The sequence below is a fragment of the Acidovorax sp. GW821-FHT11A03 genome (assembly GCF_058809075.1).
This window is the reverse complement of the sequence record NZ_JBXASG010000007.1, coordinates 160,790-186,280: the sequence shown is the minus strand read 5'-3', so window position 1 is coordinate 186,280 and position 25,491 is coordinate 160,790. Positions and strand designations below refer to the sequence as shown.

The following is a 25,491-nucleotide window of genomic DNA, read 5'->3' as shown; positions in this document are numbered from 1 at the left end:
CGGTCCTGGGTGTTCGACCATGCTCCCAGCTTTGAGCAAGCAGTGATCGGGAGGACGGGAAAGATGACTTCCTTCTTCAGCCCGCACAAGACGTCCATCGTCTGGGGTGGCCGAGATCGCAGCGCTCAAGCGCGAGGTCAAAGCGCTGGCGTCTCAGCTCAAGGCCACCCGGCGGCATGCCCCCAAAGCGGCCGAGCCGGAGGCTGCGTCTGCAGAGCGTGCATCCGCGAAGCCGCACGGCGAATTCCAGCCCGATGTGCTCCGCCAGATGCGCACGGCGCTGGGCATCACGCAGGTGCAATTGGCCACCTTGCTGGGCGTCTCTTCGCTGTCGGTCTACAAATGGGAGACGCGCGGCGTCACCCCGCGTGCGGCGCAACTGGCCCGGATTGACGAGGTGCGCAAGATGGGCCCGCGCAAGGCGCTGGCTGCGCTCGCACTGGATTGAAGGCGTTCTGCGCCGTCTGGACGCGAACGGTCAAAACCCATCATCCGCAGGCGCCCGGGAAGAGGTTGAAAGCCTGGGCTTGCGTCGCTCTCTGGCTGCTGATCGGGAGGTTTTTCGCGCGGTGCCGCCGGGGAATGCCCAATGACCCTCCCGCCAACTGCCTGCGCGGCGCACCGGCCGGGCCGTCCGCATCTATCATCGGCACACTGCATGCCCCCTTTTTTTCGCAGAAGCTGTACCGGCACCCGGCCAACGGGCTGGCCGGTGCGTCCCTGAAGTCGATGTACAAATTCCTCTCCATGCAGCCCCAAAAGCAAACCTCCACCAACCGCTGCAGCTTTTGCGGCGCAACCAGCTACCGGCGCGTCGTCGCGCGGGATGCTGCCGGAGCAATGCGCTACGCGGAGAGGTTGGTGTGCACTGGCTGCACCCGCGAGTTCCCCAGCGTGAAGGTCTGGCGCGAAGGCCTTCCCGAAGGCTCCACGGCCCCTGCGCCTGCCCCGTGAGGGGGCGCTTCCGTCTCCCAGCTCTTTGACGAGCAGCAGCAGTGCCGAACCCCTTGGCGCGTGATGAGACCTGCGGCGTCCCTCGGCATCCCACCCAAACGTTGTGCAACCAGAGCGGACCCTCGACGACGATCTGTTGAACTTGTGGAAGGTGCCCCCTGTCGCCCACGTTGACGTGGCGAAGAAGGCGTTGAAGGCAACCCTGCGGGAGCACGCACGGCAAAAAAATCCCGAGGGCGGTGCCGCAACTGCGTGAGAAGAGCCGCCAGCCAAGCCAGCGCAAGGAGATCCCGTTTCGACCCGACATCCTCGGCGCGGTGCCGCTAGACTTTCTGCATGGCGCGCTTGCCCGCCAGTCTTCCCGAAATTGAATGGACACCAAGAATGAACGCTGAAAAAGTTGCCGTGGTCACGGGCGCCGGTTCCGGTATTGGCAAGGCTGTTGCACTCGCCCTGGCGGGCAACGGCTATTGCGTCGTGCTGGCAGGGCGCCGCGCCGCACTCCTGGAAGAAGTGGCTGCGCAGGCCCAGGCAAGCTTTGGCGCGGGAGCCCGCATGCTGTGTGTGCCCACCGATGTGTGCGACCCCGCCGCCGTGGAAAGCCTCTTTGCACAGGCCGTCGCCCGCTTCGGGCGCGTGGACTTGCTGTTCAACAATGCGGGACGAGGCAATCCACCCGGCTCCTTCTTGGACTGGACACCGCAGCAGTGGCGCGACGTGGTGGATGTGAACCTGAACGGCATGTTTTATTGCCTGCAGCAGGCCTTTCGGACCATGCGCGATCAGACCCCGCAGGGCGGGCGCATCATCAACAATGGCTCGATTTCTGCACACGCGCCCCGGCCCAACTCGGCCGCCTACACCGCGACAAAACATGCCGTGATGGGTCTGACGAAAACTGCGGCACTTGACGGGCGCGCATACAACGTCGCGGTAGGCCAGATCGACATTGGCAATGCCATGACGGACTTGGCGTCGCGCATGGCCAAGGGGGTGCCGCAGGCCAATGGGGAAATCGCCATCGAACCCTTGATGGATGCCGACATCGTGGCGCAGTCGGTGCTGTACATGGCCAGCCTGCCTCTGGAGGCGAACGTGCTGTTTCACACGGTGATGGCCACCAGGATGCCGTTTGTCGGGCGAGGGTGAGATCCATTCAGGGCGATGCCTGCGGACGTGCAATGCATGGCTCTGGCGGGGGGCAACCATTGCTACACCTGCTGCTGAAGTGGAGCGTTCACCCCCACGGCGGGGGTCGCCCCTGATTCAGGAACGCTGCGAATCCAGTGGCTCGTGGCTCCTTGCCACTTCCTGCGCCATGGCATGGCTTTCAATCAGCAGCTGGTAGGGCGGGAACACGGCGCTGTAGGCCTCGGCCCATTGCAGCGCATCCTCGCGGTTCCAGGTCTTTTGCACCTCAGAACACACGGCGGCCGTGTCCATCGGCACCACCCCGGCCTGCACGATGCGCGCCAGCGTGATCTCCTGGGCCATCTTCGAGTAGGTGCCCGAGGCATCGATGACGGCGAACACCTGGTAGCCCTCATGCACCGCCGCGATGCTCGGAAAGGCCATGCACACGCTGGTGATGGTGCCGGCGATGATGAGCTGCCTGCGCCCCGTGGCCTTCACGGCGGCGACGAACTCGGGGTTGTCCCAGGCGTTGATCTCGCCCTTGCGCGCCACATACTGCGCGTGCGGTGCGTATTTGTGGATCTCGGGGATCAGCGGGCCGTTCGGACCCTGTGGCACCGAGGCTGTGGTGATGACCGGCATCTTGGCCAGCGTTGCCACCTTGGCCAGCGTCGTCGCGTTGCTGCGTACCTCGGTGAAGGGCATGTCCTTGATGGTCTGGAACAGGCCGCTCTGGTGGTCGATCAGGAGCATCGCCGCGTTGTCAGGGTCGATGATCGGTCGTGCGCCGCTGAAGTTGGCGATGGTGTTGGGGGTGTTCATGGTCATCTCCTGGAGTTTGCAAATTGCCCGGGACGGGCGGATGGGACGCAGCCGTGCCCCTCCGGCCAGCAAGTCCGGAAAGCCAACACTGCGCCGAAGGGAAAGGAGGGGAGGCCTTCCTTCTGGAAAGCCTCGTGTGCTCAGGCCGTCATCAGGCCGAAGCGGCCGCTGCTGAAGTCGGCCATGGCCTGGCGGATCTCGGCCTCGCTGTTCATCACGAAGGGGCCGTAGCCCACCACAGGCTCGTCGATCGGTTCGCCCGACAGCCACAGCACGGTCGCATCGCTGTGGGCCTCGATCTCCACGCCGCTGCCGGCGCGCTCGAGGTGCACCAACTGGCCTTCGCGTGCGACCGCACTGCCGTTGACCAGCACCGTGCCGTGCAGCACGACCAGCGCCAGCGTATGGCCGTCCTTCGCGTCGAAGCGGCCCACGCTGCCCTGGCCGATGCGGATGTCCCACACGTCCATCGCCGTGAAGGTGCGCGCCGGGCCGCGATGCCCGTCGAACTCGCCGGAAATCACCCGCACCCGGCCCGCGCCCTCGGGCAGGTCCACGGTTGGAATCTGCGCATCCACCAGGGTCTGGTAGCCCGGCGCGGCCATCTTGTCCTTCGCGGGCAGGTTGACCCAGAGCTGCACCATCTCGATGGTGCCCCCGCGTTCGGTGAAGGCGCGCGAGTGGAATTCCTCGTGCAGGATGCCGCCGCCGGCGGTCATCCACTGCACGTCACCAGGGCCGATCAGGCCGCCCGCACCGGTGGAGTCCTTGTGCTCCAGTTCACCCTGGTAGACGATGGTCACGGTCTCGAAGCCTCGGTGCGGATGCTGGCCGACGCCGCGAGGGCGCACGGCCGGCCCGAAGGGCGTCGGCGCCGCGTGATCGAGCAGCAGGAACGGGCTCAGGTGCTGGCCCAGGCCGTCATAGCCAAACAGCGAGCGGACAGGGAAACCATCGCCCACCCAGTGTGGACGGGGAGCGCTGTAGACACCGAGAACTTTCTTCATTTGCATCTCCTTGCGTCGCCAGACAAAGATCTTGGCCGATGGATAGAGAATATGGTTTGAACGATGATCCTGGTAGTTGGCAATATTTGCCATCAGAGTTCTATTTAAGGAACGATAAGGCCTGTCCCTGATGAAAGACCTGAACGATCTTTACTACTACGTGCAGGTGGTGGACCACGGCGGCTTCGCGCCGGCCGGTCGCGCGCTGGGCATGCCCAAGTCCAAGCTGAGCCGGCGCATCGCGCTGCTGGAAGAGCGCCTGGGGACGCGCCTGATCCAGCGGTCCACCCGGCGTTTTGCCGTCACCGAGACCGGCCAGACCTACTATGGCCATTGCAAGGCGATGCTGGTGGAGGCCGAGGCCGCCGACGAAGCCATTGCGCTGGCGCATGCCGAACCACGGGGCATCGTGCGCATGACCTGCCCGGTGGCGCTGCTCGATGCGCGCATCGCCGACATGGTGGCGGCTTTCATGGTGGCGCATCCGCGCGTGGAGATCCATCTGGAGGAAACCAATCGGCGCGTGGACGTGGTGGGCGAGGGAATCGACGTGGCCATCCGCGTGCGTCCGCCGCCGATCGAGGACAGCGACCTGGTGATGCGCGTGCTTGCGGAGCGCGGGCAATGCCTGGTGGCATGTCCGCGCCTGCTGTCCAATGGCATACCAAAAACACCCGCCGACCTGGCGGGCCTGCCGAGCATGGACCTGGGCCTGCCGCAGCATGAGCATGTGTGGAACCTTGTCGGCCCCGAGGATGCCCGGGCGGCCATTCGCCACCGGCCGCGCCTGATCACACGCGGGATGCTGGCGCTGCGGGCCGCCGCCATCGCAGGCGTGGGCGTGGTGCAGCTGCCCTCCATGATGGTGCGCGAGCAGATCGAGCACGGCCAGCTGGTCCACGTGATCCCCGGCTGGGCGCCGCGCCGCGAGATCATCCACGCGGTGTTCGCCTCGCGGCGCGGGCTGCTGCCGGCGGTGCGGGCGCTGGTGGATTTCCTGGCGGACCGGTTTCAGGCGCTGGACGAGGACTGAGCTGCCAGGGGCTGTGCTGAAAGGGCAAGCCGCCGCATTGCCGCGCAGCCGGTCACCGTCAACGGGATGAAGAACTCATGCACCGCGCGTTCGCGGTACGCCCATGGGCAACGCCGGAACAGACAGAGTCTGGTGCGCGCCCCGAGGCCGCGGGGTGGGCTGCCAATCCGTCGGTCACCGCGTCCCCGCCAGACCGGAAGCCAGCGCCTTGGCGTTGTGCGCGAAGAGCTTGAGGTAGGTGTCGGCCTCGGTGCCGGGCACCGAGAGCGCGTCCGAGTACAGCCTGCCGCCCAGCACCGCGCCGCCTTCCTTCGCGATGCGCTCCACCAGGCGCGGATCGGTGGTGTTCTCGACGAACACCGCGCGCACGTCCTGCCGGCGGATCTGGTCGATCAGCTTCGCCACGTCGGCGGCCGAAGCCTCGCCGTCGGTGCTCACGCCCTGCGGCGACAGGAAATCGACGCCATAGGCCGCACCGAAGTAGCCGAAGGCATCGTGCGAGGTGATCACCCGGCGCTTGGGGCGCGGCACGGCCGCGAGCTGCGCACGCACCTCGCGGTCGAGCGCCCGGATCTGCTCGGTGTAGCGCGCCGCGCGCTGGATGAAGACGCCTGCTTGCGCAGGCCGCGCGCTGCTGAGCGCGTCGCGCACGTTCGCAACGTAGCGCTCAGCGTTCGCGAGGTCCTGCCAGGCGTGCGGGTCGCTGCCGTGGCCCGGCTTGCCCCCGTGGCCGTGCCCATCCTTGCGCAGCTTCACGCCCTGGCTCGCAGTGACCACCTTGCCGCGATAGCCCGAGGCCCGCACCAGGCGATCGATCCAGCCTTCGAACCCCAGGCCGTTGACCACGACCAGGTCGGCGCGGGCCAGGTGGCGGGCGTCCGCCGGGCTGGGCTGGAACACGTGCGCATCGGCATCGGGGCCGACCAGGGCGACGACGTCGACGGCATCGCCGCCGACTTCGCGAACGATGTCCGCCAGGATGGAAAAGCTGGCCACGACCCGCAGAGGCCGTTCGGACTGAGCCAACGCGGGAGAGGCAGCCAGTGCCAGCAGCAGCGCCGCGACGGAAGATCGGCGGGAGAGAGTCATTTCAGGCCTTGCGGTGTGGACGGCGCCGGTGGCGCCAGAGAAGGCCGTCGCGGGGGCCCGCGGCGACGGAGAGCAGATAGGCGATGCCCGCGACCAGCACGATGGCCGGGCCCGACGGCCACTGCGCGTGGTACGACAGCAGCAGACCGATGAAACCCGAGAGCGCCGCGATGACGGCCGCCACCAGCGCCAGGCTCCAGACTTCCGCCGCCCAGAAGCGCGCCGCCGTGGCGGGCAGCATCATCAGGCCGACGGCCATCAGGGTGCCCAGGGCCTGGAAGCCCGCCACGAGGTTCGCCACGGTCAGCACCAGGAAGACGGCGTGCACCAGCGTGCCGCGGCCGCCGACATTGCGAAGAAATCCAGGGTCCAGGCACTCCACCACCAGCGGCCGATAGATCACGGTCAGGACGGCCAGCGTCACGCTGGCGACGCTGGCGATGAGCAGCAGCGCCGCATCGTCCACGGCCAGGATGGTGCCGAACAGCAGGTGCATCAGGTCAACGCTGCTGCCGTGCGTCGAGACCATCAGCACACCCAGCGCGAGCGCGATCAAATAGAAGGCCGCGAAACTCGCATCCTCGCGCTGCGACGTGGTCCGCGTCACGAAGCCCGCCGCGAGCGCGACCGCCAGCGCCGCGAAGAAGCCGCCCAGGCTCATGGCCGGCAGCGAGAAGCCGGCGATCAGAAACCCCAGCGCGGCCCCCGGCAGCAGCGCGTGGCCCATGGCATCGCCCACCAGGCTCATGCGCCGCAGCACCAGCAGCGTGCCCATCGGCGCGCTGCCGAGGCTCAGGGCCAGCGTCGCGACCAGCGCGCGGCGCATGAAGCCGTACTCGGAGAACGGCTGGAGGAGCAGGGATGCCAGCGTCATGCGGCTTCCTCGCACAGCGCCGCACCGTCGTCCCAGGCCTCGGCCATCTGCCGGGCGCGGAACAGGTGCTCGGCGTGCAGCACCTGCGCGGTCGGCCCCCAGGCCACGCAGCGCCGCGCCATCAACAGCGTGCGGTCGAAATGCCGGCGCACCTGTTCCAGATCGTGCAGCACCGCGATGACGGTGCGCGACTCGGCGTGCCAGCGGGCCACCACGGCGAGCAGGTCGGCGGTGGTGCGCGCATCGATGGCGTTGAAGGGCTCATCGAGCAGGATCACTGGCGCATCCTGCAGCAGCACGCGCGCGAACAGCACGCGCTGGAATTGGCCCGCAGACAGCTCGGCGATCCCGCGGCGTTCGAAGCCGGCCAGGCCAACCGCATCGAGTGCGTGGTGCACGGCCTCGCGCTGCGGCGCGTCGAGCCCGCGCAGGCTTCCGACGCGCGACCAGTGGCCTAGCGCGACCAGATCGAACACGCGGATCGGAAAGCTGCGGTCGATCTCGGCCTGCTGCGGCAGCCAGGCGATGCGGCCGGCGGCGCGCTGCACCTCCCCTTCGACCGGCGAGACGCGGCCCATGATGGCCGCCAGCAAGGTGGTCTTGCCCGCGCCGTTCGGCCCGACGATGGCGGTGAGCGAACCCGGTGCGAAGTCACCCGACACGTGGTGCACGGCCGGGTGGCCGCGGTAGGCCACGGTCAGGTTGCGCAGGCGGATCGCCGCGTGTTGGGGGAGGGCTGTCATCAGGAGATGGCCCAGGCCACGGCGAGCCACAGCAGCGCGATCAGCGCCAGCGCACCCACGACCCGTTTCCAGGCGCCGGCCATCAGCAGGCTTGCGACACCCCTCATGCGCCCGCCGCTTCGGCCGCGCAGTCGGCGCTGCGCCCCTGCAAAACCATACCGTGGCGCTGCGCCGCCAGGCCTTGCGTCACCATGCCGCCCATGGAGATCCGGCAGGCACGAATTGGGTGCATGCGCTTCCAGGCCTTGCGATGAAAGTAGGGATGGTGGCGGTGTTCCATGGGTTCATATTATTGCAAATGAATTATCAATTGCAATAAGAGGGTATGGAACGCTGGATACAGGGTGCTCGCCTGGGCGGGCGGGGTGTACTGGAATCACGGGCCGATCCAGGCCACGCAGGCGTTGTGTTGCGTGCTGCCGATGGAGGCGCCCGCGCGGGCGTCCAGCCCGCGCTACTGGCCGGGAATCTCCGGCTCGGGATACGCGGGTTTCACCTCGCCGGGCTTCTCTGGCACCGATGCGGGGACGGGGCGGCTTTCCGGCTCGGACTCGCTCGGCACAGGATTCGGCCTCTCCGGAGTTTCGGGCTCGTGCGTCTGGGGTTTTGCGGGGATGGGATTGATCATGGCAGCCCCTTGGGTACGTTGAAAAATCATCCAGTGGGTCGCTTTGGCTGGCGGGCGGCAGTGCGGCGACGCGGCTGCACACCGGGTGGCCAGGGCAGAGCTTCCTCGCAGCGGGATTTCACTGCCCGCCGGTCTTGCCTCCAGGATTTTGGGGGCCCGCGCCACGGTGGGACTTCGTCCAATCGTAGGGCGAGCCATCTGGCAGCCGCCGATCTGCCACCGTATTCACACCGGCATGCCCCACGCTCTCCGCCAGTTCGCTCGAGATGCACACATGGCGCTTTCCTTCCTTGCGTTTGATCTCGCACAGAGCCAGCGCGGCCTGGAGTTTTCCGGAGTCAAAAATCTCCATCCCAGGCACCCCGGGCTGTTCCTGCCAGTAGACGACGATACTCATGGTGGCTCGGTTTCCTATTTCTGTCCGGTGGTGCTCAGGCTATCTTCCCATGCGGGCCCGGGTGTTGCCATGGGTTCCCGGTGCGATGTAGGAGAAAAGCGTTTGGAATGCGCCCAGCCGCTGGCCAGAATTGGCGCTGCACCGATGCGCCGGGGCGCGGCGGCTCCCGGCCGGTTTCACGAACTTTTCCCCCAGAATGCGACCTGGTTTTCCGTCACCACATGCAGGGCGTGGCGGGGATGATTTTCGCGGGTGGAACGACGGCTTGGATGCTCTCTTCGAGGACTTAAAACAATGATCTGGCTTGATGCGGCGAGGGTGGTGGCGATCATGGCGGTGGTGATCCTGCACGTGGCCGGCAGTGTGGTGACCCTGAGCGCGTTCGGTTCGTCGGCCTGGTGGCAGGGCAATCTCTACGATGCACTCGTTCGCTGGTGCGTGCCGGTTTTCGTGATGGTCAGCGGCGCGCTGCTGCTGGATCCGCGCAAGACAGAGGGTGTGGCCGATTTCTACCGCAAGCGCGCCGCGAGGGTCCTGCTGCCGATTGCCTTCTGGAGCGTGGTCTACATCCTCTGGAACCACCGCGGCGCCCTGGCGCAGCTGCGTGCGATGGACGTGGTCCACAGCATAGCCCGGGGGTGGCCCCACTACCACCTGTGGTTCCTGTACATGATCATGTGCCTGTACCTTTTCGTGCCCTTCCTGAGAACGCTGGTCGTGCACACAAGGCGGCGCGATCTCTGGTGGCTGGTGGTCTTGATGTTTGTGCTGTCGGGCGTGAACGAGTGGCACCGGACCTTCACGGGCGGTGGGGCGGGCCTTTTCATCAACTGGTTTTTGCCGTATCTGCCGTACTTCCTCTGCGGCTACCTGATCCAGACCAGTGACAGGGCGGTGCCCCTGTCCGTCTTGCTGGGGGTTTTCGGGGCCGCGGTGGGGGGGGCCGCAGTGGGCTGCTACTGGCTGGCCAAACTGCAGGGCCTGGAACGCGGGTTGTACTTCTATGGATACCTGAGCGTTTTCGTCATCCCCATGTCGGTCAGCGCGATGCTGATGCTCAGGCAATGGAAGCCCGCGGGCCTGTGGGCGCGGGGTATTCAGCGGGTTTCCGGGCTGACGCTGGGTGTCTATCTGGTGCATCCCATCTTGCTGGAGTCCTTGCGGGCGCACGTGCTGAAACCCGAAGACTACGCACCCCTGCTGTCAGTGCCGTTCGTGGCGGCCCTGGTGTTCGGGGGCTCGCTGGTGGTCGCGCTCATCTTCCATCGCGTGCCCTTCCTGAACCGGCTCATATAGGCGCCAGTGCCAGCGCCCGCACTGGCGGTGGGCTGCCGGGGCTACGCCTTGGCTTCGCCAGTGATCGGGTCGTAGGCGATCCCGTCGTAGTTGATGATGCTGTTGGTGGCGGAGTCGTAGGTGGTCAATCGGTACGTGTCGGCGCCCTTGCCATCCAGGCCGACGTATGCCGACCGGGCAAAAACCACGCGGTTGTTCTGCGCCACGATCCCGTCCGGGGTCCACTTGTTGCTCATGAGCCATTCCGAGGGGTTGACGCCTTCGGGCGGCTTCACTTCTCCGCTCATGCGCATTTTTGCGAGGGTCGGGTCCATGTTGAACCCTTCGGCTGCCAGCAGCTGGTCGGGGTTCTTCTTGAAAAAGGTGGCCGTCGCGTCGGGCATCTCAGACAGATCGCTCTTGACGAGCGTGGAGCCGTCCGTGGGAAATTTTGACAGCTTGCCACTGCGAATGGATTCGTAGTCGGCCGCGAATTCGGGGTGGTTCTTGAAGAACATGTAGCGGCCGACAGCCTCGCTGTCGCCGCCCCCGAGCGACATCGCGATCATCCGCACATAGTCCGGCACCTCGTAGTCGTCGGCGAAGGTGTCGCCCAGGCCGTCTTCCCACTCGCGGAATTCCTCCAGGTTGCTGAAGGGGGCCTTGGCCGAGGCCTGTGTGGTGGCCCCGGAGTCCTTGTTGTACAGGGCGGCGGTTGATTGATAGGCCTGGGTCTCCGACACGGTGGTGGGTGTCGCCGCCGTCCCCGCCGTCTTGCCCTGGGAGCCTTCCGCGGACAGTTCTTCCAGCGTGGTCTTCAACTCTTTCAGGAAGGTGAGGGGATCGGCGTCCGCATGCTTTTGGGCTGTGCGTTCGGCCGCCTTGGCCGCCAGGGTGCTGGAGACGCCCAGGGACGTCAGCATGTTGGTGGCTTGTGAAATATCGAACATCTTGCGACTCCTTCGGTGGGGCGGGCGATCCATGGCGTGGCACTGGGCCGGCGAGGGTTCTTTGGGCTTTGCTCCGATGGTCTCCCAGTTCGTCCTTGGCAATCCTCCGGTAAGAGGCGTAAAAACTGTACTTTTTGGCCAGTGGGCTGCGGTGGGCGAGTCCGTACCGGTGCCACCCTTGTCCGCAAGGAGCGGTATGCCGTGGGGACGCCACCTTTTTTCAGGAGCCAACGGGATGTCTGACGGCCTGCGGTGGCTGCCGGGGATGGAGAACCTGCCCTTGTCTCCAGCCGCGCGGCGCCATGACCACCACCTCTTTTTCGCCGTGCTGGCGGATGGCGCCGTGGCCGCCCGCGCTGTCCGGCTGTGCGACCAGGAGACGGCCGCCCGCCAGGTGGAGGAGGGCCACAGGGTGCGCACCGAGCGGTTGCATGTGACGCTGGCCTCGCTCGGATGGGATGCCGAGTTCAGCCCCCGCAAGGTCTGGTGGGCGTGTGCGGCCGCCGCGCAAGTTCGCGCACCGGCGTTTTCGCTGCGGCTGGACCGCTGCCTGAGCTTTCAGGGGCGCCAGTCCAGGCGGCCCCTGGTCCTGTGCGGCAGCGAAACCGGCGTGGCGGGCATGGTGGCGCTGCACCAGGCGCTGCGCCAAGCCCTGCGGGCGTGCGTGCCAGGCCCTGCGCCAGCGCGCGCCGAGCCATCGTTCACGCCGCACATGACGCTGCTCTACGGCCCTTCTGCCGTGGAGGAACACGGCGTGGAGCCTCTTGACTGGAGGGTGGATGCCTTCCAGCTGCTCTACAACCGCCGCGGCTCGCCCGGGCCCTACCAGGTGCTGGGGCGCTGGGGCCTGGACCAGCCGGCCTTTTTTCAGGCGGAGCAGGGCCGGCAATCCGCGCCGGCCGGCGAAGATCTGCCGCCGCGGGGCGGTTCAAATCAAATGCTATAAAAAAAGTAGCTGCCAGCGCTTGAAGGATAAGCCGTGGGGGCAGTTTTTATTCAGATCCTGCGGGCAAGGCCGCCTCAGCCAATCGTCATCAGGCTCGCGTTGCCGCCCGCGGCAGCGGTGTTCACGCTCAGTGCGCGCTCGATCAGCAGGCGCTCCAGCGGCACGTCGGTGGCGCCTGGGGGCAATGCGGTCACGCCCACGATGGGGCCGGGACGGCGGGCCAGCGCCTCGCACACCGCGTGCAGCGAAGCCGCATCGCCATGGTGCAGCACGGCGGACAGTTCGATGCGGCCGTCGTCCAGCACCTGATCCGCCACCGCGATGCTGGCCTGGACGGCCGGGGCAAGCTGTGCACGCAAGCCCGCCTGGGTGGAAGGCCACAGGGCCTTGCCGCCCGAGGCCAGCACGGCCGCGGTCTGCGTGAGCAGGTCGCCTTCGGCCTGGGCCAGGCACAGCACGCGGGCGCGGGGGGCCAGGGTGTAGACGTTGCGCTCACCCGTGGGGCCGGGCAGGGTGCGCGCCGTGCCGCTCTGGGTGGCGGAGGCGAACGCACGGCAGGTGTCCGCCAGCGCGGGGCGGCCCTGCGTGTGTGCCCACTGCTCCAGTGCGTGCAGGGGCGCCAGCCAGGGTTCGCGCGCTGCCACGTCGGGTGGCGCCGTGCGGTCCGCCGCGGCGAAGGAGCGTGCCAGCGCATCGGCCGGGCGCCGCGACAGCAGGCGCAGCAGGTACAGCGGCCCGCCCGCCTTCGGGCCCGTGCCCGACAGGCCCTCGCCGCCAAACGGCTGCACGCCCACCACGGCGCCCACCATGTTGCGGTTCACGTAGACGTTGCCCGCATGGGCGCGGCTCACCACGCGGGCGATGGTTTCGTCGATGCGGGTGTGCACGCCCTGCGTGAGGCCGTAGCCGGTGGCGTTGATCTGGCCGAGCAGCTGGTCCAGGTCGTTGCGGGCATAGCGCACCAGGTGCAGCACGGGCCCAAAGACCTCGCGCTGCAGTTCCTGGATGCCGTGGAGTTCAATCAGCGTGGGCGGCACGAAGGTGCCCTGGGCGGTTTCATCGGCGCTGCAGCGGCACTGCTGGAACACGCGATGGCCCCTGGTCTTGAGCGCATCGATGTGCGCGGTGATGCCTGCCTGGGCCTCGGCGTCGATGACCGGGCCCACGTCGACCTGCAGCGCGCCCGGGTTGCCCATGCGCAGTTCACCCATGGCGCCCTTGAGCATTTCCACCACGCGGTCGGCGGCGTCCTCCTGCACGCACAGCACGCGCAGGGCCGAGCAGCGCTGGCCGGCGCTGTCGAACGCGGAGGAGACCGCGTCGGCCACCACCTGCTCCACCAGCGCCGACGAGTCCACGATCATCGCGTTCTGCCCGCCCGTCTCTGCGATCAGGGGGATGGGGCGGCCGGCGGCATCCAGGCGGCCTGCGATGGCGCGTTGCAGGATGCGCGCCACGTCGGTCGAACCGGTGAACATGACGCCCATCACACGCGGGTCGCCGATCAGCCGGGCGCCCACGGTCTCGCCCTGGCCGGGCAGCAGCTGCACCACGCCGCGCGGCACACCCGCCTGCCACAGGATGCGCACGGCCTCGGCGGCGATCAGCGGGGTCTGTTCGGCCGGCTTGGCCAGCACGGGGTTGCCGGCGGCCAGGGCTGCGGCCACCTGGCCCATGAAGATGGCGAGCGGGAAGTTCCAGGGGCTGATGCAGGCCACGGGGCCCAGCGGAAGGTGGGTGGTGTTGTCGAAGGTGGATTCGACCTGCGCGGCGTAGTAGCGCAGGAAGTCCACCGCCTCGCGCACCTCGGCGACCGCGTTGCTGCAGCTCTTGCCTGCTTCGCGCATCAGCAGACCCAGCAGGGGCTGCATGCGGTCCTCCAGCAGGCCCGCGGCACGGTCGAGCGTGGCGGCGCGCTCGGCCGGGGGCGTCGCGGCCCACAAGGGGGCCGCCCGCAGGGCGTGTTGCAGGGCCGCATCCACGTCGGCGGCCGTGGCCTCCTGCACCTGGCCCACCACGTCGCGGTGGTCCGCGGGGTTGCGCACGGGCATCGGCGCGCCCGGCGCGGCGTCGGCGCCGAGCAAGGGGCCGGCAGTCCAGCCCTGGCTGGCGGTGGCCTGCAGGATCGCGTCCAGTTGCGCGAGGGTGTTCTCGTTCGACAGGTCGAGCCCGCGCGAGTTGGCGCGGTGCGGGCCGTACAGGCCCCGTGGCGTGGCGATGCGCGGGTGGGGCAGGCCTGCGCCGCCTTCTGCGGCGGCCTGCTGGTCCACCACCTCGACGGGGCTCTTCACCAGGTCCTCCAGCGCGATGGTCTCGTCGGCGATGCGGTTCACGAACGAGGTGTTGGCGCCGTTTTCCAGCAGGCGGCGCACCAGGTACGCCAGCAGGGTCTCGTGCGTGCCGACGGGGGCGTAGATGCGGCAGGGCCGACCCAGCTTGCCGGCGGTGACGGCGCCCACCACCTGCTCGTACAGGGGCTCGCCCATGCCGTGCAGGCACTGGAATTCGTACTGGCCGGCATAGTAGTTGTGGCCCGCCAGGTGGTAGATGGTGGCGAGTGTTTCCGCGTTGTGCGTGGCGAACTGCGGGTAGATGGCCTCGGGCGCGGCCAGCAATTTCCTTGCGCAGGCGATGTACGAGATGTCGGTGTGCACCTTGCGGGTGTACACGGGGTAGTCGTCCAGTCCGTCGACCTGGGCGCGCTTGATCTCGCTGTCCCAGTAGGCACCCTTGACCAGGCGCACCATCAGTCGGCGCTGCGTGCGGCGCGCCAGGTCCACCACGTAGTCGATGACGAAGGGGCAGCGCTTCTGGTAGGCCTGGATCACGAAGCCGATGCCGTTCCAGCCGGCCAGCGAAGGCTCGTGGCACAGGCGTTCGAGCAGGTCCAGCGACAGCTCCAGCCGGTCGGCCTCCTCGGCATCGATGTTGATGCCGATGTCATAGCTGCGCGCGAGCTCGGTCAGGCGCAGCACCAGCGGGTACAGCTCGTCCATCACACGGGCGAACTGCGCGCGGCTGTAGCGCGGGTGCAGGGCCGACAGCTTGATCGAGATGCCGGGGCCTTCATAGATGCCGCGCCCGGCGGATGCCTTGCCGATGGCGTGGATGGCCTGCTCGTACGACGCGTAGTAGCGCTGGGCGTCCTCGCTGGTCAGCGCGGCCTCGCCCAGCATGTCGTAGGAATAGCGGAAGCCCTCGCCTTCCATCTGGCGGGCGTTGGCCAGGGCTTCGCCAATGGTCTCGCCGGTCACGAACTGCTCGCCCATCATGCGCATGGCCATGTCCACGCCCTTGCGGATGAGCGGCTCCCCGCCCTTGCCGATCAGGCGGCCGAGCGATGCGCCCAGGCTGCCTTCGCTGTGCGTGGCCACCAGCTTGCCCGTGATGAGCAGGCCCCAGGTGGCCGCATTCACAAACAGCGAAGGGCTCTTGCCCAGGTGGGGTTCCCACTGGCCGTTGCTGATCTTGTCGCGGATCAATGCATCGCGCGTGGCCTTGTCGGGGATGCGCAGGAGCGCCTCGGCCAGGCACATCAGCGCCACGCCTTCTTGCGACGACAGCGCGAACTCCTGCAGCAATCCCTGCACGATGCCCGCGCGGCCCCCGGCGCTCTTGCGGCTGCGCAGGGCGCCCGCAATGCGCAGCGCCAGCTGCCCGGCCGCTTGCGCCATCGCCTGCGGCAAACGGGCCTGCGCCAGCAGCGGGGCCAGGGCCTCGGGCTCGGGGCGCCGGTAGGCCGCGGTGATGGCGGCGCGCAACGGGCTGGCCAGGGGCGAGCGCGGGGCAAAGCCGGCGGGGCTGGTGGAAGAGGGCAGGGCGCCGATGGGCTGCGTCATGGCGTGTCTTTCGGTGGGTATCAAGGGTATTGGTGGTTGGGCCCCCAGGGCCTGCCGGGGGCGGCTGGATGCGATGATCCTTGGTCTGTGGATGAATAAATGGTCGAAAATAGGCGGTCTGTCAGAATAAATCACTATCCAAAATGACGATGGAAACCGATCTGGACCGTATTGACCGCAAGATTTTGTCAATCCTCCAGGAAGATGGGCGCATTGCCAATCTCAAGCTGGCGGACGCCGTCGCGCTGTCGCCCACCGCGGTGCTGGCGCGCGTACAGCGCCTCACGCGCGACGGCTTCATCCTGGGCTACGAGGCGCGGCTCAACCCGCTGAAACTGGGGGCGGGCATGCTGGTGTTCGTGGAGGTGCTGCTCGACCGCACCACGCCGAATGTGTTCGACCAGTTCAAGGCGGCGGTGCAGGTGCATCCCGAGATCATGGAGTGCCACATGGTGGCAGGGGGGTTCGACTACCTGCTCAAGACGCGCTCGGCCGACATGAACGCCTACCGCGTGTTCGCGGGCGCGGTGCTGTGGCAACTGCCCGGCGTGCGCGAGACACGCACCTATGCGGTGATGGAAGAGGTCAAGCACACCAACCACCTGCACCTGCGTTGAAGGGGCGCGCGGGGCCCGGCGGTGCGCGCCGCTGCCATGGAGCCACGGCTGCATTGGCTCGGCACGCCAAAGCCTCCATAATCCCAGGCAGACATGCCAGATCGAGGAGAAGAACCATGACCCGCTTCCCATACGCCACTGCCGCTGCCGCCGCGCTGCTGGGCGCCCTTTTCAGCCAGTCGGCCGCGGCTTCGTGCTACGTGGTCTACGGCCCCGACAAGGACATCGTGTACCGCGCGCCCGAACCGCCGGTGGACATGTCCTACCAGATCCACCAGACCCTGCCGCTGGTGGCGCCGGGCGCCACGCTGGTGTTCACGCCGGACAATTACAACTGCGACCTCACCGTCAACAAGCTGCCCCTGGCGTCCGCGCAGGGCGCCACGGGATCCATGGGATCCGTCGGCGGCCGCCCCGCGCGCGCGGACCGCGGCTGACCTGACCGAGCCGGCAGGCTGCGGCGGTCCCCGGGCAGGCACCGGCCCGGGCCTGAGACAATCGGGGGATGAGCGAACCGAAAGAACTATCCCCCTCGTTTGAACCCACCGCGCAGGATTCCCACGGCGATCTGCCCGAGGGCTGGCTGCAGGTCCAGTCCATGGACCTGGATGCCCAGGGCGTCGCCCGCAAGCCCGACGGCAAGGTCATCTTCATCGACGGTGCCCTGCCGTTCGAGCTGGTCACCGCCAACACCCACCGCAAGAAGAACAACTGGGAGCAGGCCAGCCTGACGGCGATCCACCGCGAATCGTCGCAGCGCGTGCGCCCCGGCTGCCCGCACTTTGGCCTGCATGCCGGAGCCTGCGGCGGCTGCAAGATGCAGCACCTGCACGTGGGCGCCCAGGTGGCCGTCAAGCAGCGGGTGCTGGAAGACAACCTGTGGCACCTGGGCAAGGTCAAGGCCGGCACCGTGCTGCGCCCCATCGAAGGCCCCGCCTGGGGTTACCGCTACCGTGCGCGGCTGTCGGTGCGCCATGTGATCAAGAAGGGCCAGGTGCTGATCGGCTTTCATGAACGCAAGAGCCGCTACGTTGCGGACATGCAGCAGTGCCCCGTGTTGCCGCCCCATGTAGACGCCATGCTGATGCCCCTGCGGGCCCTGATCGCCGACATGGATGCCCGCGACACCTGCCCGCAGATCGAGCTGGCCTGCGGCGACAGCGTGACGGCCCTGGTGCTGCGCCACCTGGAGCCGCTGAGCGCCGGCGACATCGCCCGGCTGCGTGCCTTCGCCGCCGATCACGGCGTGCAATGGTGGCTGCAGCCCAAGGGCCCGGACACGGTGAAGCTGCTCGAGGAGGGCGGCGAGCAGCTTTCCTATGCGCTGCCGGATTTCGGCATCACCATGCCGTTCAAGCCGACCGACTTCACGCAGGTGAACCCGCACATCAACCGCGTGCTCGTCTCCCGCGCGCTGCGCCTGCTGGACGTGCAGCCCCACGAGCGCGTGATCGACTGGTTCTGCGGCCTGGGCAACTTCACGCTGCCGCTGGCCACGCAGGCGCGCGAGGTGCTGGGCATCGAGGGCAGCGAGGCCCTGGTGGCCCGCTCGCGCGAGAACTATGCATTGAATCAGGCTGCAGCGCAGGACCATAAAGCGCTGGCAGCTACTGATTTTGTAGCGCGCAACCTGTTCGAGATGACCCCGGAGATGCTGGTGGCCGACGGCGCGGCTGACAAGTGGCTGGTCGATCCGCCCCGCGAAGGCGCGTTCGCGCTGGCCAAGGCGCTCGCCGACATCGAGCAGGCGCGCATCGGCGCCGAGGGCGCGGGCCCGCTGCCCGCCGGGGCCGAAGGCTGGACCCCGCCCAAACGCATCGTCTACGTCAGCTGCAATCCCGCCACGCTCGCCCGCGATGCCGGGTTGCTGGTGCATCTGGCGGGCTACCGCTGCACGGCGGCCGGCATGGTGAACATGTTCCCGCACACGGCGCACGTGGAAAGCATGGCGGTGTTCGACCGCGCCTGAGGGGAGAAAGGGCCGCCGCAGCCGGTGTGCGCCGGCCTGGCCGCGCACGGGGGGAGAGCGGCCCGCTAGCCCTAGCTGCGGTTGCGGTTCGAAGCCGCGTCGCGGGGCTCGGTCTCGATATCGCCGGACCGTTCGGCGCGCTCGGGTTTCTCGACCACCTTGCCGAGCACCGAAGGCGTGCCTTCCAGCTTGTTTTCACGCATGTAGGCGTCCATGTCCTTCCACCCGGCGAACACCGAGGCCTTGGCGGCCTTGGGGTTCAGGGTGTAGCAGTCTTCCAGCCCGCGCAGCGCGTGGCGGCAGGCGCCGCCGATGGCCTTGGCTTCTTCCTCGCGCTGGACGATCCTGGGATCCGGGCCCAGGCCAGGGATCTTGTTGCAGGCGGCCAGCAGCAGGATGCTGCACAGGGCCAGCATGCGCAGTGCGGTGGAGCGGGTTTTGCGATACATGTGCTTGCATTATCGGCACGCCGGCCGCGCTATTGAGGGCTTGGCGGTGCGAAGCGCAAGAAAAAGGCTCCCGAAGGAGCCTTTTTGCCTTGAGGTGGCGCCCGGGAGCGCGCCACGGGGTCAGTCGCGCTCGCCGCCCATGATGCCCAGCAGGGCCAGCAGGCTCTGGAACACGTTGAAGATGTCCAGGTACAGGGCCAGCGTGGCGCTGATGTAGTTGGTTTCGCCGCCGTCCAGGATCTGCTTCAAGTCATACAGCATGTAGGCGCTGAAGATGCCGATGGCAGCGACCGAGATCGCCATCATGCCGACCGAGGAGCCGACAAACACGTTGATGACGGCGCCCACCATGAGCACCAGCGCGCCCACCATCAGCCACTTGCCCATGCCCGAGAGGTCGCGCTTGATCACGCTGGCCAGGCTGGCCATCACGAAGAACACGCCCGCGGTGCCGGCGAAGGCCGTCATGATGAGGTCGGTGCCGTTCTTGAAGCCCAGCACCATGCCGATGAGGCGTGAGAGCATGAGGCCCATGAAGAACGTGAAGGCCAGCAGCACGGGCACGCCGGCTGCCGAACGCTTGGTCTTTTCGATCGCGAACATGAAGGCGAACGCGCCGCCCAGGAACACGATCAGGCCCACGCCGCCGCGCAGCGACTGGGTGATGCCGGTGGCGACGCCGACCCATGCGCCCAGCACCGTGGGGATCATGCTCAGCGCGAGCAGCCAGTAGGTATTGCGAAGCACCTTGTGGCGCTCCTCCTGCGAGATGCCATAGCCCGCAGAGTGCCCCAGGGTGGTGACTTGGTCATTCATCTTGTGTCTCTCCTTGTTGGCCTGCACGACGCAGACAGTGCAAATTCTAGGTGGTGGCGGCTGGAGGCCTTCCAATATCCGCGTCCGGTCACCTACTTTTGGTAAGGGTTCTTTCACCCTGCATGGGGGTGAGGGGGTGGGCGTATGCCGCTATGCTTGCCGTCTTTCCCCCGCCGGCGCGGACTCTCGCGGCCCGGCATTCTTCTCCTTTGCGGGTATACCAATGAAAACCAAGCATGAACTCGAACTGGCCGACGTGAAGGCCATTGCCGCTGCCGCCGAAGCCGAGGCGCTCAAGAACCAGTGGGCCGTGACCATCGCCATCGTGGACGATGGCGGCCACCTGCTGTGGCTGCAGCGCCTGGATGGCGCCGCCGCGGTGTCGTCCCACATCGCCCCGTCCAAGGCCCGCACGGCCGCCCTGGGGCGCCGCGAGAGCAAGGTGTACGAGGACATCGTCAACGGCGGCCGCACGGCCTTCCTGAGCGCGCCCGCCATCGACGGCCTGCTGGAAGGCGGCGTGCCGATCCTCAAGGACGGCCAGTGCCTTGGCGCCGTGGGGGTGAGCGGTGTGAAGTCCACCGAGGACGCGCAGGTGGCGCGCGCCGGCATCGCCGCTCTGGGGCTTTGACGGGATTCCAGGGCGTGGGCCCGCAGGGGGCAGGGGGCTGAAGAGCTTTCAGGTCCTGTGCCCCCCAATGAAAAAACCGGCCCGCGAGGCCGGTTTTTTCATGGCGTGATGGAGAAATCTGGGGCGGGGATGGGACCGCAAAAAAAGCCTGGCTACGCGGGCGAACCCGTTGGCTGGCAAAAACGACCCTTTCGAGCTTGTAGCAAGCCCGGGAGTCGCCCCACGATGAAACTTGGAGCCCGCTGCCAGGGACTACTTGGTCAGGATCAGCTTGCCCAGCTTGGTTGCCTGCAGGCGGTACACCGATCCGTTGTGGCTGATGGCCACGGCCTTCTGGCCTTGCAGCAGGGAGCTGCTGTCCACGGCGGCGGTAGGGGTGTTGGGCTCGGTGCGTTGGCTGGCCAGTCCGTCGGCGTGCGAAACCCCCTTGCTGGCGGAGGCGGGGCGCAGGATCGAAGCGGCGGTCAATGTGGCTTGCATGAGGTTGTTCCTGGTGCGTTGCAGTGCGTTTTGCTAATGATAACGATTCGCAATTACAAGTCAAGCAACAGGAGTGTTTCTTTTTGTTCTTCTGGGTGAGACATTTGATTTCGAATGGTGCGCCGCTGGTTTTGGCGCCGATTTACGCAGTCTCAAGCGGGAAAGTAGGTCAAGCAGCCGGGGGGAAACGGAAACGGTCACGTCTCGGGCGGCGGGTGTCACCCCGCTCCGACGGGAACCGCCCAGGTGTGAACTGATCCCGGATGCGGCGCCGCTGTGGGTCAGTCTTGGCAGAGACCACGGTGGGCTCTCTGCAGGGACCCGCCTATCCACCGCCGGGCGAGCCGCTTCAGAGGATGAAGGAAGCCAGGGCGTTCTCGGCGCCCGAGCGTGTCACTGGGCGACGGAAGAATTTCACATCCCCCGCCGACATCGGGCTGGGCAGGAAAAACGACCCAAAGACGAACAAACCCGGCGCGTCCTCTGCAGCCAATGGTGCAGCGGCCGGGCCGGGCGGGTTTTTGGCGCGCAGGACGCTGGCGGATTGTCTGACTGATTGACTGTCTTCAGGGCGCGGGGTCGGTCACGAAACCGATCTTGCGCACGCCAGCGCGTTGCGCGGCGGCCATGGCCTGGGCCACGCGCTCGTAGCGCACTTCCTTGTCGCCGCGGATGTGCAGATCGGGCTGCGGCTCCTTGGCCGCCTCGACCTGCAGGCGCGGGAAGAGTTCTTCCTCCGTGACCTGCGACTCGTTCCAGTAGTACTTGCCGTCGGCCGATACCGACAGGCGCACCGTCTCGGGCTTGATGTTCTCGGGCTGGTTCGTGGCGCGTGGCAGGTCCACGTTCACCGAGTGCTTCATGACGGGCACGGTGATGATGAAGATGATGAGCAGCACCAGCATGACGTCCACCAGCGGCGTCATGTTGATCTCGTTCATCACGTCATCGGCATCGTCTTGCGTTCCGAAAGCCATGGCTCAGCCGCCTTTCTTCATGGGCAGCACCTTGCCCTGTTCGCCCGCCGCGCTCACGCGGGCGCCGGTGACGAAGTAGGCGTGCAGGTCGTGGGCGAAGCTGTTGAGGCCGCCCAGGATGGACTTGTTGCCGCGCACGAGGGCGTTGTAGCCCAGCACGGCGGGGATGGCCACGGCCAGGCCCAGGGCGGTCATGATCAGCGCTTCGCCGATGGGGCCGGCCACCTTGTCGATGGTGGACTGGCCCGAGGTGCCGATGGCCAGCAGCGCGTGGTAGATGCCCCAGACGGTGCCGAACAGGCCGATGAAGGGGGCGGTGGAGCCGACCGAGGCCAGGATGGCCAGGCCCGACTGCAGGCGCGAGGTGAACTCGTCGATGCAATTGCGCAGGCAGCGGGTGACCCAGTCGCTCACGTCCAGCGTGTCGTGCAGGTGGGCCTTGGTGTTGCGGTGGTGGGCGGTGGCTTCACGGCCTTCCAGCGCCAGGTGGCGGAAGGGGTTGGTAGGGTCCGTGCCCAGCTTGGTCAGGCCGGCGGCGAAGTCCTCGCTGTGCCAGAAGTCCTGCGCGGTGCGGGCGTGCTTCTTGAACTTGATGATGTCCAGCGCCTTGATGAGGATGACGATCCACGAGGCCAGCGACATGGCCAGCAGCAGGATGGCGACGGCGCGGGTGACGAAGTCACCCTGGATCCAGACGTTGGCGATGCCGAATTGCGATTCCATGAGAAAAACTCCCTAAAGCGGTGATTTGCGGTGATTTGGTTATTCGAGAACGAAGTTGACAGGGACCAGGTTCCACATGGTCTCGGGCACGCCGTTGCGTTTGCCGGGCACGAAGCGCCAGCGCATGACGGCTTCCTGGGCCTGTCGGTCCAGCCGGTCGAAGCCGCTGGACTTGTTGATTTCGACCTTCTGGGGCAGGCCGTCGGTGCCGATCAGTACCCGCAGCACCACCTTTCCCTGCTCGCCCATGCGCTTGCTGATGGCCGGATAGCTGGGTTTGGGGTTGTTTAGGTAGGCGGCGTCGCTGGACGGCAGTTCGATCTTGGGCGGCGCGGGGGGCGCTGGAGGAGCTGGCGCCGGTGCGGGCGGGGCCATGGGCGCCTCGATGGGCGGTGCCGGCGGCTGCGGGGTGGTGATGCCCGTGGGGGCATTGGGGGCGGGCGTGGGGTCCGCGATGGCCACCGGCATGGGTGCGGGGCGCGGGGCGGCCTTCGGGGCCGGCTTGGGAGGGGGTGGCGGCGCGGGAGGCGGTGGCGTGACCTTGGGGGGCGCGGGTGGTGCGATGAATTCCGTCAGCAATTCCGCCGGCACGATGACTTCGGCCGCGCGGCGCAGCAGGCCCGACTGCAGGGCCCAGAGGCCCGCAACATGCAGTGCGACGACGGAGCCCACGATCACGGTGTTGCGGCTGAACCCCCCGGGGGTGGCAAAACGATCTGGGTGAGACATAAAAATGATAGCAGCTAGCGCTTGTGGATCAAGCGCTAGCGCCCTAAAAGACCTTGATTATTTGCGAAAGATCCACCAGGCCGAGCCTGCGACGAGGATCAGGCTGCCAGCGAGCGTTGAGAGGAGTTCCATGACTTGCTTTCCAGGATGGAGCTGGCAAGCTGGATCGTTTGCGGCGCTGCCTCATTGTGCAGGGCCGCCACCGGATTCGATGCGCTGCACTGTGCCACCACGTCGCGGGCACAGCTTTCGCAGCATCCGCATTGGGTGGCCACGCCCAGCTCGAACTGGATTTCGTCAAAGCTCATGCCCGCACGTGCGTGGCGGGCAATCTCACGGTCGGAAATCCGGCGGCAAACACAGACGATCATGGCGGCAGGCAGTGTGGCTGGCTGTTGAAGGTGTCGCCATTATAAATAAGAATCTATCGCATTTGCAATAAGCCATTTCTGCCATGAGGGAGAAACCGGCGCAAAGGCGCCGCCTCAGCCGGGGCTGTCTGCGGTGAGCAAGGCTGGCGTGGCGTCTGCCAGCGTGGCGCAGCCGGTGAGCGCCATGGCGATCTCGAGCTCGTCGCGCAGCAGGCGCAGCACGTGGGCGACGCCGGTGGCCCCCGCATTGGCCAGCCCCCAGACGGCCGGGCGCCCCACCAGCACGGCGGATGCCCCCAGCGCCATCGCTTTGAGCACGTCGGTGCCGCGCCGGATGCCGCCATCCACCAGCACCGGCAGTGCGCCGCCCACGGCCTGCACCACGCGCGGCAGGGCGGTGGCCGTGGCCGGGGCGGTGTCCAGCGTGCGCCCGCCGTGGTTGGACACGATGACGCCCGCAACGCCGGCCGCCACGGCCTGGCGCGCATCCGCCGGGTGCAGCACGCCTTTGAGCAGCACGGGCAGCCGGGTCACGGACTGCAGCCACGCCACGTCGTCCCACGTGGGGGCGTGGTGCAGCAGCCCGTCGAACAGCGCGCTCTGGTCCGCGCCGAGGGGTGGGGTGGGCGGCGCCTGCATGCCGGCCAGATTGACGGGGCCGATGCCGGGCGGCAGGCGAAAGCCTGTGCGGCGCTCCCGGTCGCGTGCGCCGCTGGCGGGCGCGTCCACGGTCAGCACCAGGGCTTCGAACCCTGCGGCCTCGGCGCGCTGTGCCAGTGCGCGGGTCAAGCCACGGTCTGACTGCAGGTACAGCTGAAACCACAGCGGACCGCGGCCGGGGTCGGGCAGTACGGCCTGAGCAATGCTCTCCAGCGACACGCTCGCCTGGGTGCTCAGCACCACCCCCGCGCCCAGGGCCGCAGCCGCGTAGGCCATCGCCAACTCGCCGTCGGCGTGGGCCAGGCGCTGAAAGGCGACGGGTGCCAGCAGGATGGGGTGTGCCAGCGTGCGGCCCAGCAGCTGGACGCGGGTGTGCCCACCCGCCAGCGGACGCAGCACGCGGGGCCACAGGGGCAGGGCGTCCCATGCGCTGCGGTTGCTGCGCAGGCTGATCTCATCGGCCGCGCCGCCACTGAAGTAGGCCCAGGCGTTGTCGTCCAGGTGCCGCCGGGCCTGCTGCTCGTGGTCGGCCAGGCTGACGATGCCCGGAGGAAGCGGTTGGCGTGCGGGAACGTGGGTCATGGCAATGAAAAAAGCACCTGGCGCTTGTTCATAGCGCGCAAGGTGCTATCAATAAAGGAGCGAAAGGGGCGACGCTCACACGTCGGCCCACATGCGCAGCAGGTTGTGGTACGTGCCCGACAGGGCGATGACCGAAGGATCCGTTTCACCCACGCTCTGGCGCAGCCGCAGCAGGGCCATGTCCATGTCGAACAAGAGCTGGCGCTGCTCCAGTCCGCGCACCATGCTTTCCACCCAGAAGAAGCTGCTGATGCGGTGGCCGCGGGTGACGGGCGACACCTGGTGCACGGTGCTGCTGGGGTACAGGATCATGTCGCCGGCCGGCAGCTTGATGCGTTTTTCGCCCCAGGCTTCGGTGGCGACCAGTTCGCCGCCGTCGTATTCGTCCGGCGGGGTCAGGAACAGCGTGCACGACAGGTCGCTGCGCACCCAGCAGCTGTCTGCCTTGGAGTGCATGACGGCGCTGTCCACATGGCGGCCATAGAAGTTGGCGCCGTCGCCGTAGTTGTTGAACAGCGGGTTGTAGATGCGCCGGGGCAGGGCGGCCGAGAAGAACAGCGCATTGCGGGCCAGCGCGGCCTTGACGATGCCTTGCAGCTGGGCCGACAGCTCGCTGCCCTGCGCGAGCTGCAGGTTGTTCTTCTGGTGCACGGCCTGGCTGCCCGCGCTGCGGGCGCCATCCACCCAGGGGGTGTCGGCCGCCCAGAGCTTTTGCCGGAACAGGGCGACCTCTTCGGCCGTCAGTACGTCTTGGATGTGCAGGAACATGGGGCCTGATTGTGACTCCGCCCCAGTG

29 protein-coding genes are annotated in these 25,491 nt (G+C 67.4%); 10 read left to right on the top strand and 19 right to left on the bottom strand.

Annotation, left to right across the window (positions count from 1 at the left end; translation table 11 throughout):
- The first annotated feature begins 106 nt into the window (after window positions 1-106).
- From AC1RVY_RS18725 to AC1RVY_RS18715, 3 genes are all read left to right on the top strand, one after another.
- A complete protein-coding gene (locus AC1RVY_RS18725; RefSeq protein ID WP_492807663.1) occupies window positions 107-448 on the top strand; it encodes a helix-turn-helix domain-containing protein in 342 nt (113 codons plus the stop codon).
- A 134-nt stretch (window positions 449-582) separates the two neighbouring features.
- Window positions 583-954, top strand: coding sequence for a hypothetical protein (locus tag AC1RVY_RS18720; RefSeq protein ID WP_218297573.1), 372 nt, complete (start codon window positions 583-585; stop codon window positions 952-954).
- A gap of 384 nt (window positions 955-1,338) precedes the next feature.
- Window positions 1,339-2,103: an SDR family oxidoreductase gene (locus AC1RVY_RS18715; protein ID WP_369643894.1), complete on the top strand. Its 765-nt coding sequence runs from the start codon at window positions 1,339-1,341 to the stop codon at window positions 2,101-2,103.
- Between the two features lie 117 nt (window positions 2,104-2,220).
- Here the strand turns inward: AC1RVY_RS18715 and AC1RVY_RS18710 are convergent, their stop codons facing one another.
- Together AC1RVY_RS18710 and AC1RVY_RS18705 are read right to left on the bottom strand one after the other, a co-directional pair.
- Complete coding sequence (locus AC1RVY_RS18710) at window positions 2,221-2,910, bottom strand: hydrolase (protein ID WP_492255194.1); 690 nt, start codon at window positions 2,908-2,910, stop codon at window positions 2,221-2,223.
- 140 nt (window positions 2,911-3,050) lie between these two features.
- Window positions 3,051-3,917: a pirin family protein gene (locus tag AC1RVY_RS18705; RefSeq protein WP_492807660.1), complete on the bottom strand. Its 867-nt coding sequence runs from the start codon at window positions 3,915-3,917 to the stop codon at window positions 3,051-3,053.
- A gap of 130 nt (window positions 3,918-4,047) precedes the next feature.
- Here AC1RVY_RS18705 and AC1RVY_RS18700 point away from each other — a divergent pair, with 130 nt between their 5' ends.
- Complete coding sequence (locus AC1RVY_RS18700; RefSeq protein WP_492255196.1) at window positions 4,048-4,950, top strand: LysR family transcriptional regulator; 903 nt, start codon at window positions 4,048-4,050, stop codon at window positions 4,948-4,950.
- Window positions 4,951-5,124: 174 nt separating this feature from the next.
- Here the strand turns inward: AC1RVY_RS18700 and AC1RVY_RS18695 are convergent, their stop codons facing one another.
- The 6 genes from AC1RVY_RS18695 to AC1RVY_RS18670 all read right to left on the bottom strand — a co-directional run bounded on the left by AC1RVY_RS18695 (window position 5,125) and on the right by AC1RVY_RS18670 (window position 8,681).
- Window positions 5,125-6,039: a metal ABC transporter substrate-binding protein gene (locus tag AC1RVY_RS18695; RefSeq protein ID WP_492807658.1), complete on the bottom strand. Its 915-nt coding sequence runs from the start codon at window positions 6,037-6,039 to the stop codon at window positions 5,125-5,127.
- A gap of 1 nt (window position 6,040) precedes the next feature.
- Window positions 6,041-6,913, bottom strand: a complete 873-nt coding sequence (locus AC1RVY_RS18690; protein WP_492807657.1) for a metal ABC transporter permease — start codon at window positions 6,911-6,913, stop codon at window positions 6,041-6,043.
- Entirely contained in the window at window positions 6,910-7,656 is a 747-nt protein-coding gene (gene aztA / locus AC1RVY_RS18685; RefSeq protein ID WP_492807655.1) for a zinc ABC transporter ATP-binding protein AztA, read from the bottom strand. The genes AC1RVY_RS18690 and aztA overlap by 4 nt, the downstream gene beginning before the upstream one ends.
- A 103-nt stretch (window positions 7,657-7,759) precedes the next feature.
- Window positions 7,760-7,936, bottom strand: coding sequence for a hypothetical protein (locus AC1RVY_RS18680; protein WP_369642327.1), 177 nt, complete (start codon window positions 7,934-7,936; stop codon window positions 7,760-7,762).
- A gap of 174 nt (window positions 7,937-8,110) precedes the next feature.
- Window positions 8,111-8,284 carry a hypothetical protein gene (locus AC1RVY_RS18675; RefSeq protein WP_218338810.1) on the bottom strand — a complete coding sequence of 58 codons (174 nt, stop codon included), beginning with the start codon at window positions 8,282-8,284 and terminating at the stop codon, window positions 8,111-8,113.
- Window positions 8,285-8,402: 118 nt separating this feature from the next.
- Window positions 8,403-8,681, bottom strand: a complete 279-nt coding sequence (locus AC1RVY_RS18670; RefSeq protein ID WP_218297565.1) for a hypothetical protein — start codon at window positions 8,679-8,681, stop codon at window positions 8,403-8,405.
- Between the two features lie 294 nt (window positions 8,682-8,975).
- Between AC1RVY_RS18670 and AC1RVY_RS18665 the strand changes: the two genes are divergently transcribed.
- Window positions 8,976-9,977: an acyltransferase gene (locus AC1RVY_RS18665; RefSeq protein ID WP_492807654.1), complete on the top strand. Its 1,002-nt coding sequence runs from the start codon at window positions 8,976-8,978 to the stop codon at window positions 9,975-9,977.
- A gap of 41 nt (window positions 9,978-10,018) precedes the next feature.
- Here the strand turns inward: AC1RVY_RS18665 and AC1RVY_RS18660 are convergent, their stop codons facing one another.
- Window positions 10,019-10,906 carry a hypothetical protein gene (locus AC1RVY_RS18660; protein WP_369642329.1) on the bottom strand — a complete coding sequence of 296 codons (888 nt, stop codon included), beginning with the start codon at window positions 10,904-10,906 and terminating at the stop codon, window positions 10,019-10,021.
- 235 nt (window positions 10,907-11,141) lie between these two features.
- Here AC1RVY_RS18660 and AC1RVY_RS18655 point away from each other — a divergent pair, with 235 nt between their 5' ends.
- Complete coding sequence (locus AC1RVY_RS18655; protein ID WP_492807652.1) at window positions 11,142-11,852, top strand: 2'-5' RNA ligase family protein; 711 nt, start codon at window positions 11,142-11,144, stop codon at window positions 11,850-11,852.
- Between the two features lie 74 nt (window positions 11,853-11,926).
- Here AC1RVY_RS18655 and putA read toward each other — a convergent pair whose 3' ends face one another.
- Window positions 11,927-15,691 (bottom strand): trifunctional transcriptional regulator/proline dehydrogenase/L-glutamate gamma-semialdehyde dehydrogenase, encoded by a 3,765-nt coding sequence (gene putA, locus AC1RVY_RS18650; RefSeq protein ID WP_492807650.1) that lies wholly within the window; start codon window positions 15,689-15,691, stop codon window positions 11,927-11,929.
- A 143-nt stretch (window positions 15,692-15,834) separates the two neighbouring features.
- Here putA and AC1RVY_RS18645 point away from each other — a divergent pair, with 143 nt between their 5' ends.
- The 3 genes from AC1RVY_RS18645 (at window position 15,835) to rlmD (ending at window position 18,277) form a co-directional block, all read left to right on the top strand.
- Window positions 15,835-16,308 carry an Lrp/AsnC ligand binding domain-containing protein gene (locus tag AC1RVY_RS18645; protein WP_218297562.1) on the top strand — a complete coding sequence of 158 codons (474 nt, stop codon included), beginning with the start codon at window positions 15,835-15,837 and terminating at the stop codon, window positions 16,306-16,308.
- 116 nt (window positions 16,309-16,424) lie between these two features.
- The gene (locus AC1RVY_RS18640; protein ID WP_218297561.1) at window positions 16,425-16,745 is read left to right on the top strand and encodes a hypothetical protein; all 321 of its coding nucleotides are present in this window, start codon (window positions 16,425-16,427) and stop codon (window positions 16,743-16,745) included.
- 68 nt (window positions 16,746-16,813) lie between these two features.
- On the top strand, window positions 16,814-18,277 hold the full coding sequence (gene rlmD / locus AC1RVY_RS18635) for a 23S rRNA (uracil(1939)-C(5))-methyltransferase RlmD (protein WP_492807648.1): 1,464 nt from the start codon (window positions 16,814-16,816) through the stop codon (window positions 18,275-18,277).
- 71 nt (window positions 18,278-18,348) lie between these two features.
- Here the strand turns inward: rlmD and AC1RVY_RS18630 are convergent, their stop codons facing one another.
- Both AC1RVY_RS18630 and AC1RVY_RS18625 read right to left on the bottom strand, forming a co-directional pair.
- Entirely contained in the window at window positions 18,349-18,726 is a 378-nt protein-coding gene (locus AC1RVY_RS18630; RefSeq protein ID WP_218297559.1) for a hypothetical protein, read from the bottom strand.
- Between the two features lie 120 nt (window positions 18,727-18,846).
- A complete protein-coding gene (locus AC1RVY_RS18625; protein ID WP_010458089.1) occupies window positions 18,847-19,542 on the bottom strand; it encodes a Bax inhibitor-1/YccA family protein in 696 nt (231 codons plus the stop codon).
- Window positions 19,543-19,765: 223 nt separating this feature from the next.
- Here AC1RVY_RS18625 and AC1RVY_RS18620 point away from each other — a divergent pair, with 223 nt between their 5' ends.
- Window positions 19,766-20,173 carry a GlcG/HbpS family heme-binding protein gene (locus AC1RVY_RS18620; RefSeq protein WP_218297558.1) on the top strand — a complete coding sequence of 136 codons (408 nt, stop codon included), beginning with the start codon at window positions 19,766-19,768 and terminating at the stop codon, window positions 20,171-20,173.
- A 252-nt stretch (window positions 20,174-20,425) separates the two neighbouring features.
- Here AC1RVY_RS18620 and AC1RVY_RS18615 read toward each other — a convergent pair whose 3' ends face one another.
- The 7 genes from AC1RVY_RS18615 to AC1RVY_RS18585 form a co-directional block, all read right to left on the bottom strand.
- Window positions 20,426-20,653 (bottom strand): hemin uptake protein HemP, encoded by a 228-nt coding sequence (locus tag AC1RVY_RS18615; protein ID WP_492255206.1) that lies wholly within the window; start codon window positions 20,651-20,653, stop codon window positions 20,426-20,428.
- A 566-nt stretch (window positions 20,654-21,219) separates the two neighbouring features.
- Complete coding sequence (locus tag AC1RVY_RS18610) at window positions 21,220-21,630, bottom strand: ExbD/TolR family protein (protein WP_218297556.1); 411 nt, start codon at window positions 21,628-21,630, stop codon at window positions 21,220-21,222.
- A gap of 3 nt (window positions 21,631-21,633) precedes the next feature.
- On the bottom strand, window positions 21,634-22,353 hold the full coding sequence (locus tag AC1RVY_RS18605; RefSeq protein ID WP_218297555.1) for a MotA/TolQ/ExbB proton channel family protein: 720 nt from the start codon (window positions 22,351-22,353) through the stop codon (window positions 21,634-21,636).
- A 39-nt stretch (window positions 22,354-22,392) separates the two neighbouring features.
- Entirely contained in the window at window positions 22,393-23,082 is a 690-nt protein-coding gene (locus AC1RVY_RS18600; protein WP_218297554.1) for an energy transducer TonB, read from the bottom strand.
- 98 nt (window positions 23,083-23,180) lie between these two features.
- The gene (locus AC1RVY_RS18595) at window positions 23,181-23,453 is read right to left on the bottom strand and encodes a (2Fe-2S)-binding protein (RefSeq protein ID WP_218297553.1); all 273 of its coding nucleotides are present in this window, start codon (window positions 23,451-23,453) and stop codon (window positions 23,181-23,183) included.
- A 114-nt stretch (window positions 23,454-23,567) separates the two neighbouring features.
- Complete coding sequence (locus tag AC1RVY_RS18590) at window positions 23,568-24,695, bottom strand: alpha-hydroxy acid oxidase (RefSeq protein WP_492807643.1); 1,128 nt, start codon at window positions 24,693-24,695, stop codon at window positions 23,568-23,570.
- Between the two features lie 75 nt (window positions 24,696-24,770).
- Complete coding sequence (locus tag AC1RVY_RS18585) at window positions 24,771-25,463, bottom strand: Fe2+-dependent dioxygenase (RefSeq protein WP_218338802.1); 693 nt, start codon at window positions 25,461-25,463, stop codon at window positions 24,771-24,773.
- Between the last annotated feature and the right edge of the window lie 28 nt (window positions 25,464-25,491).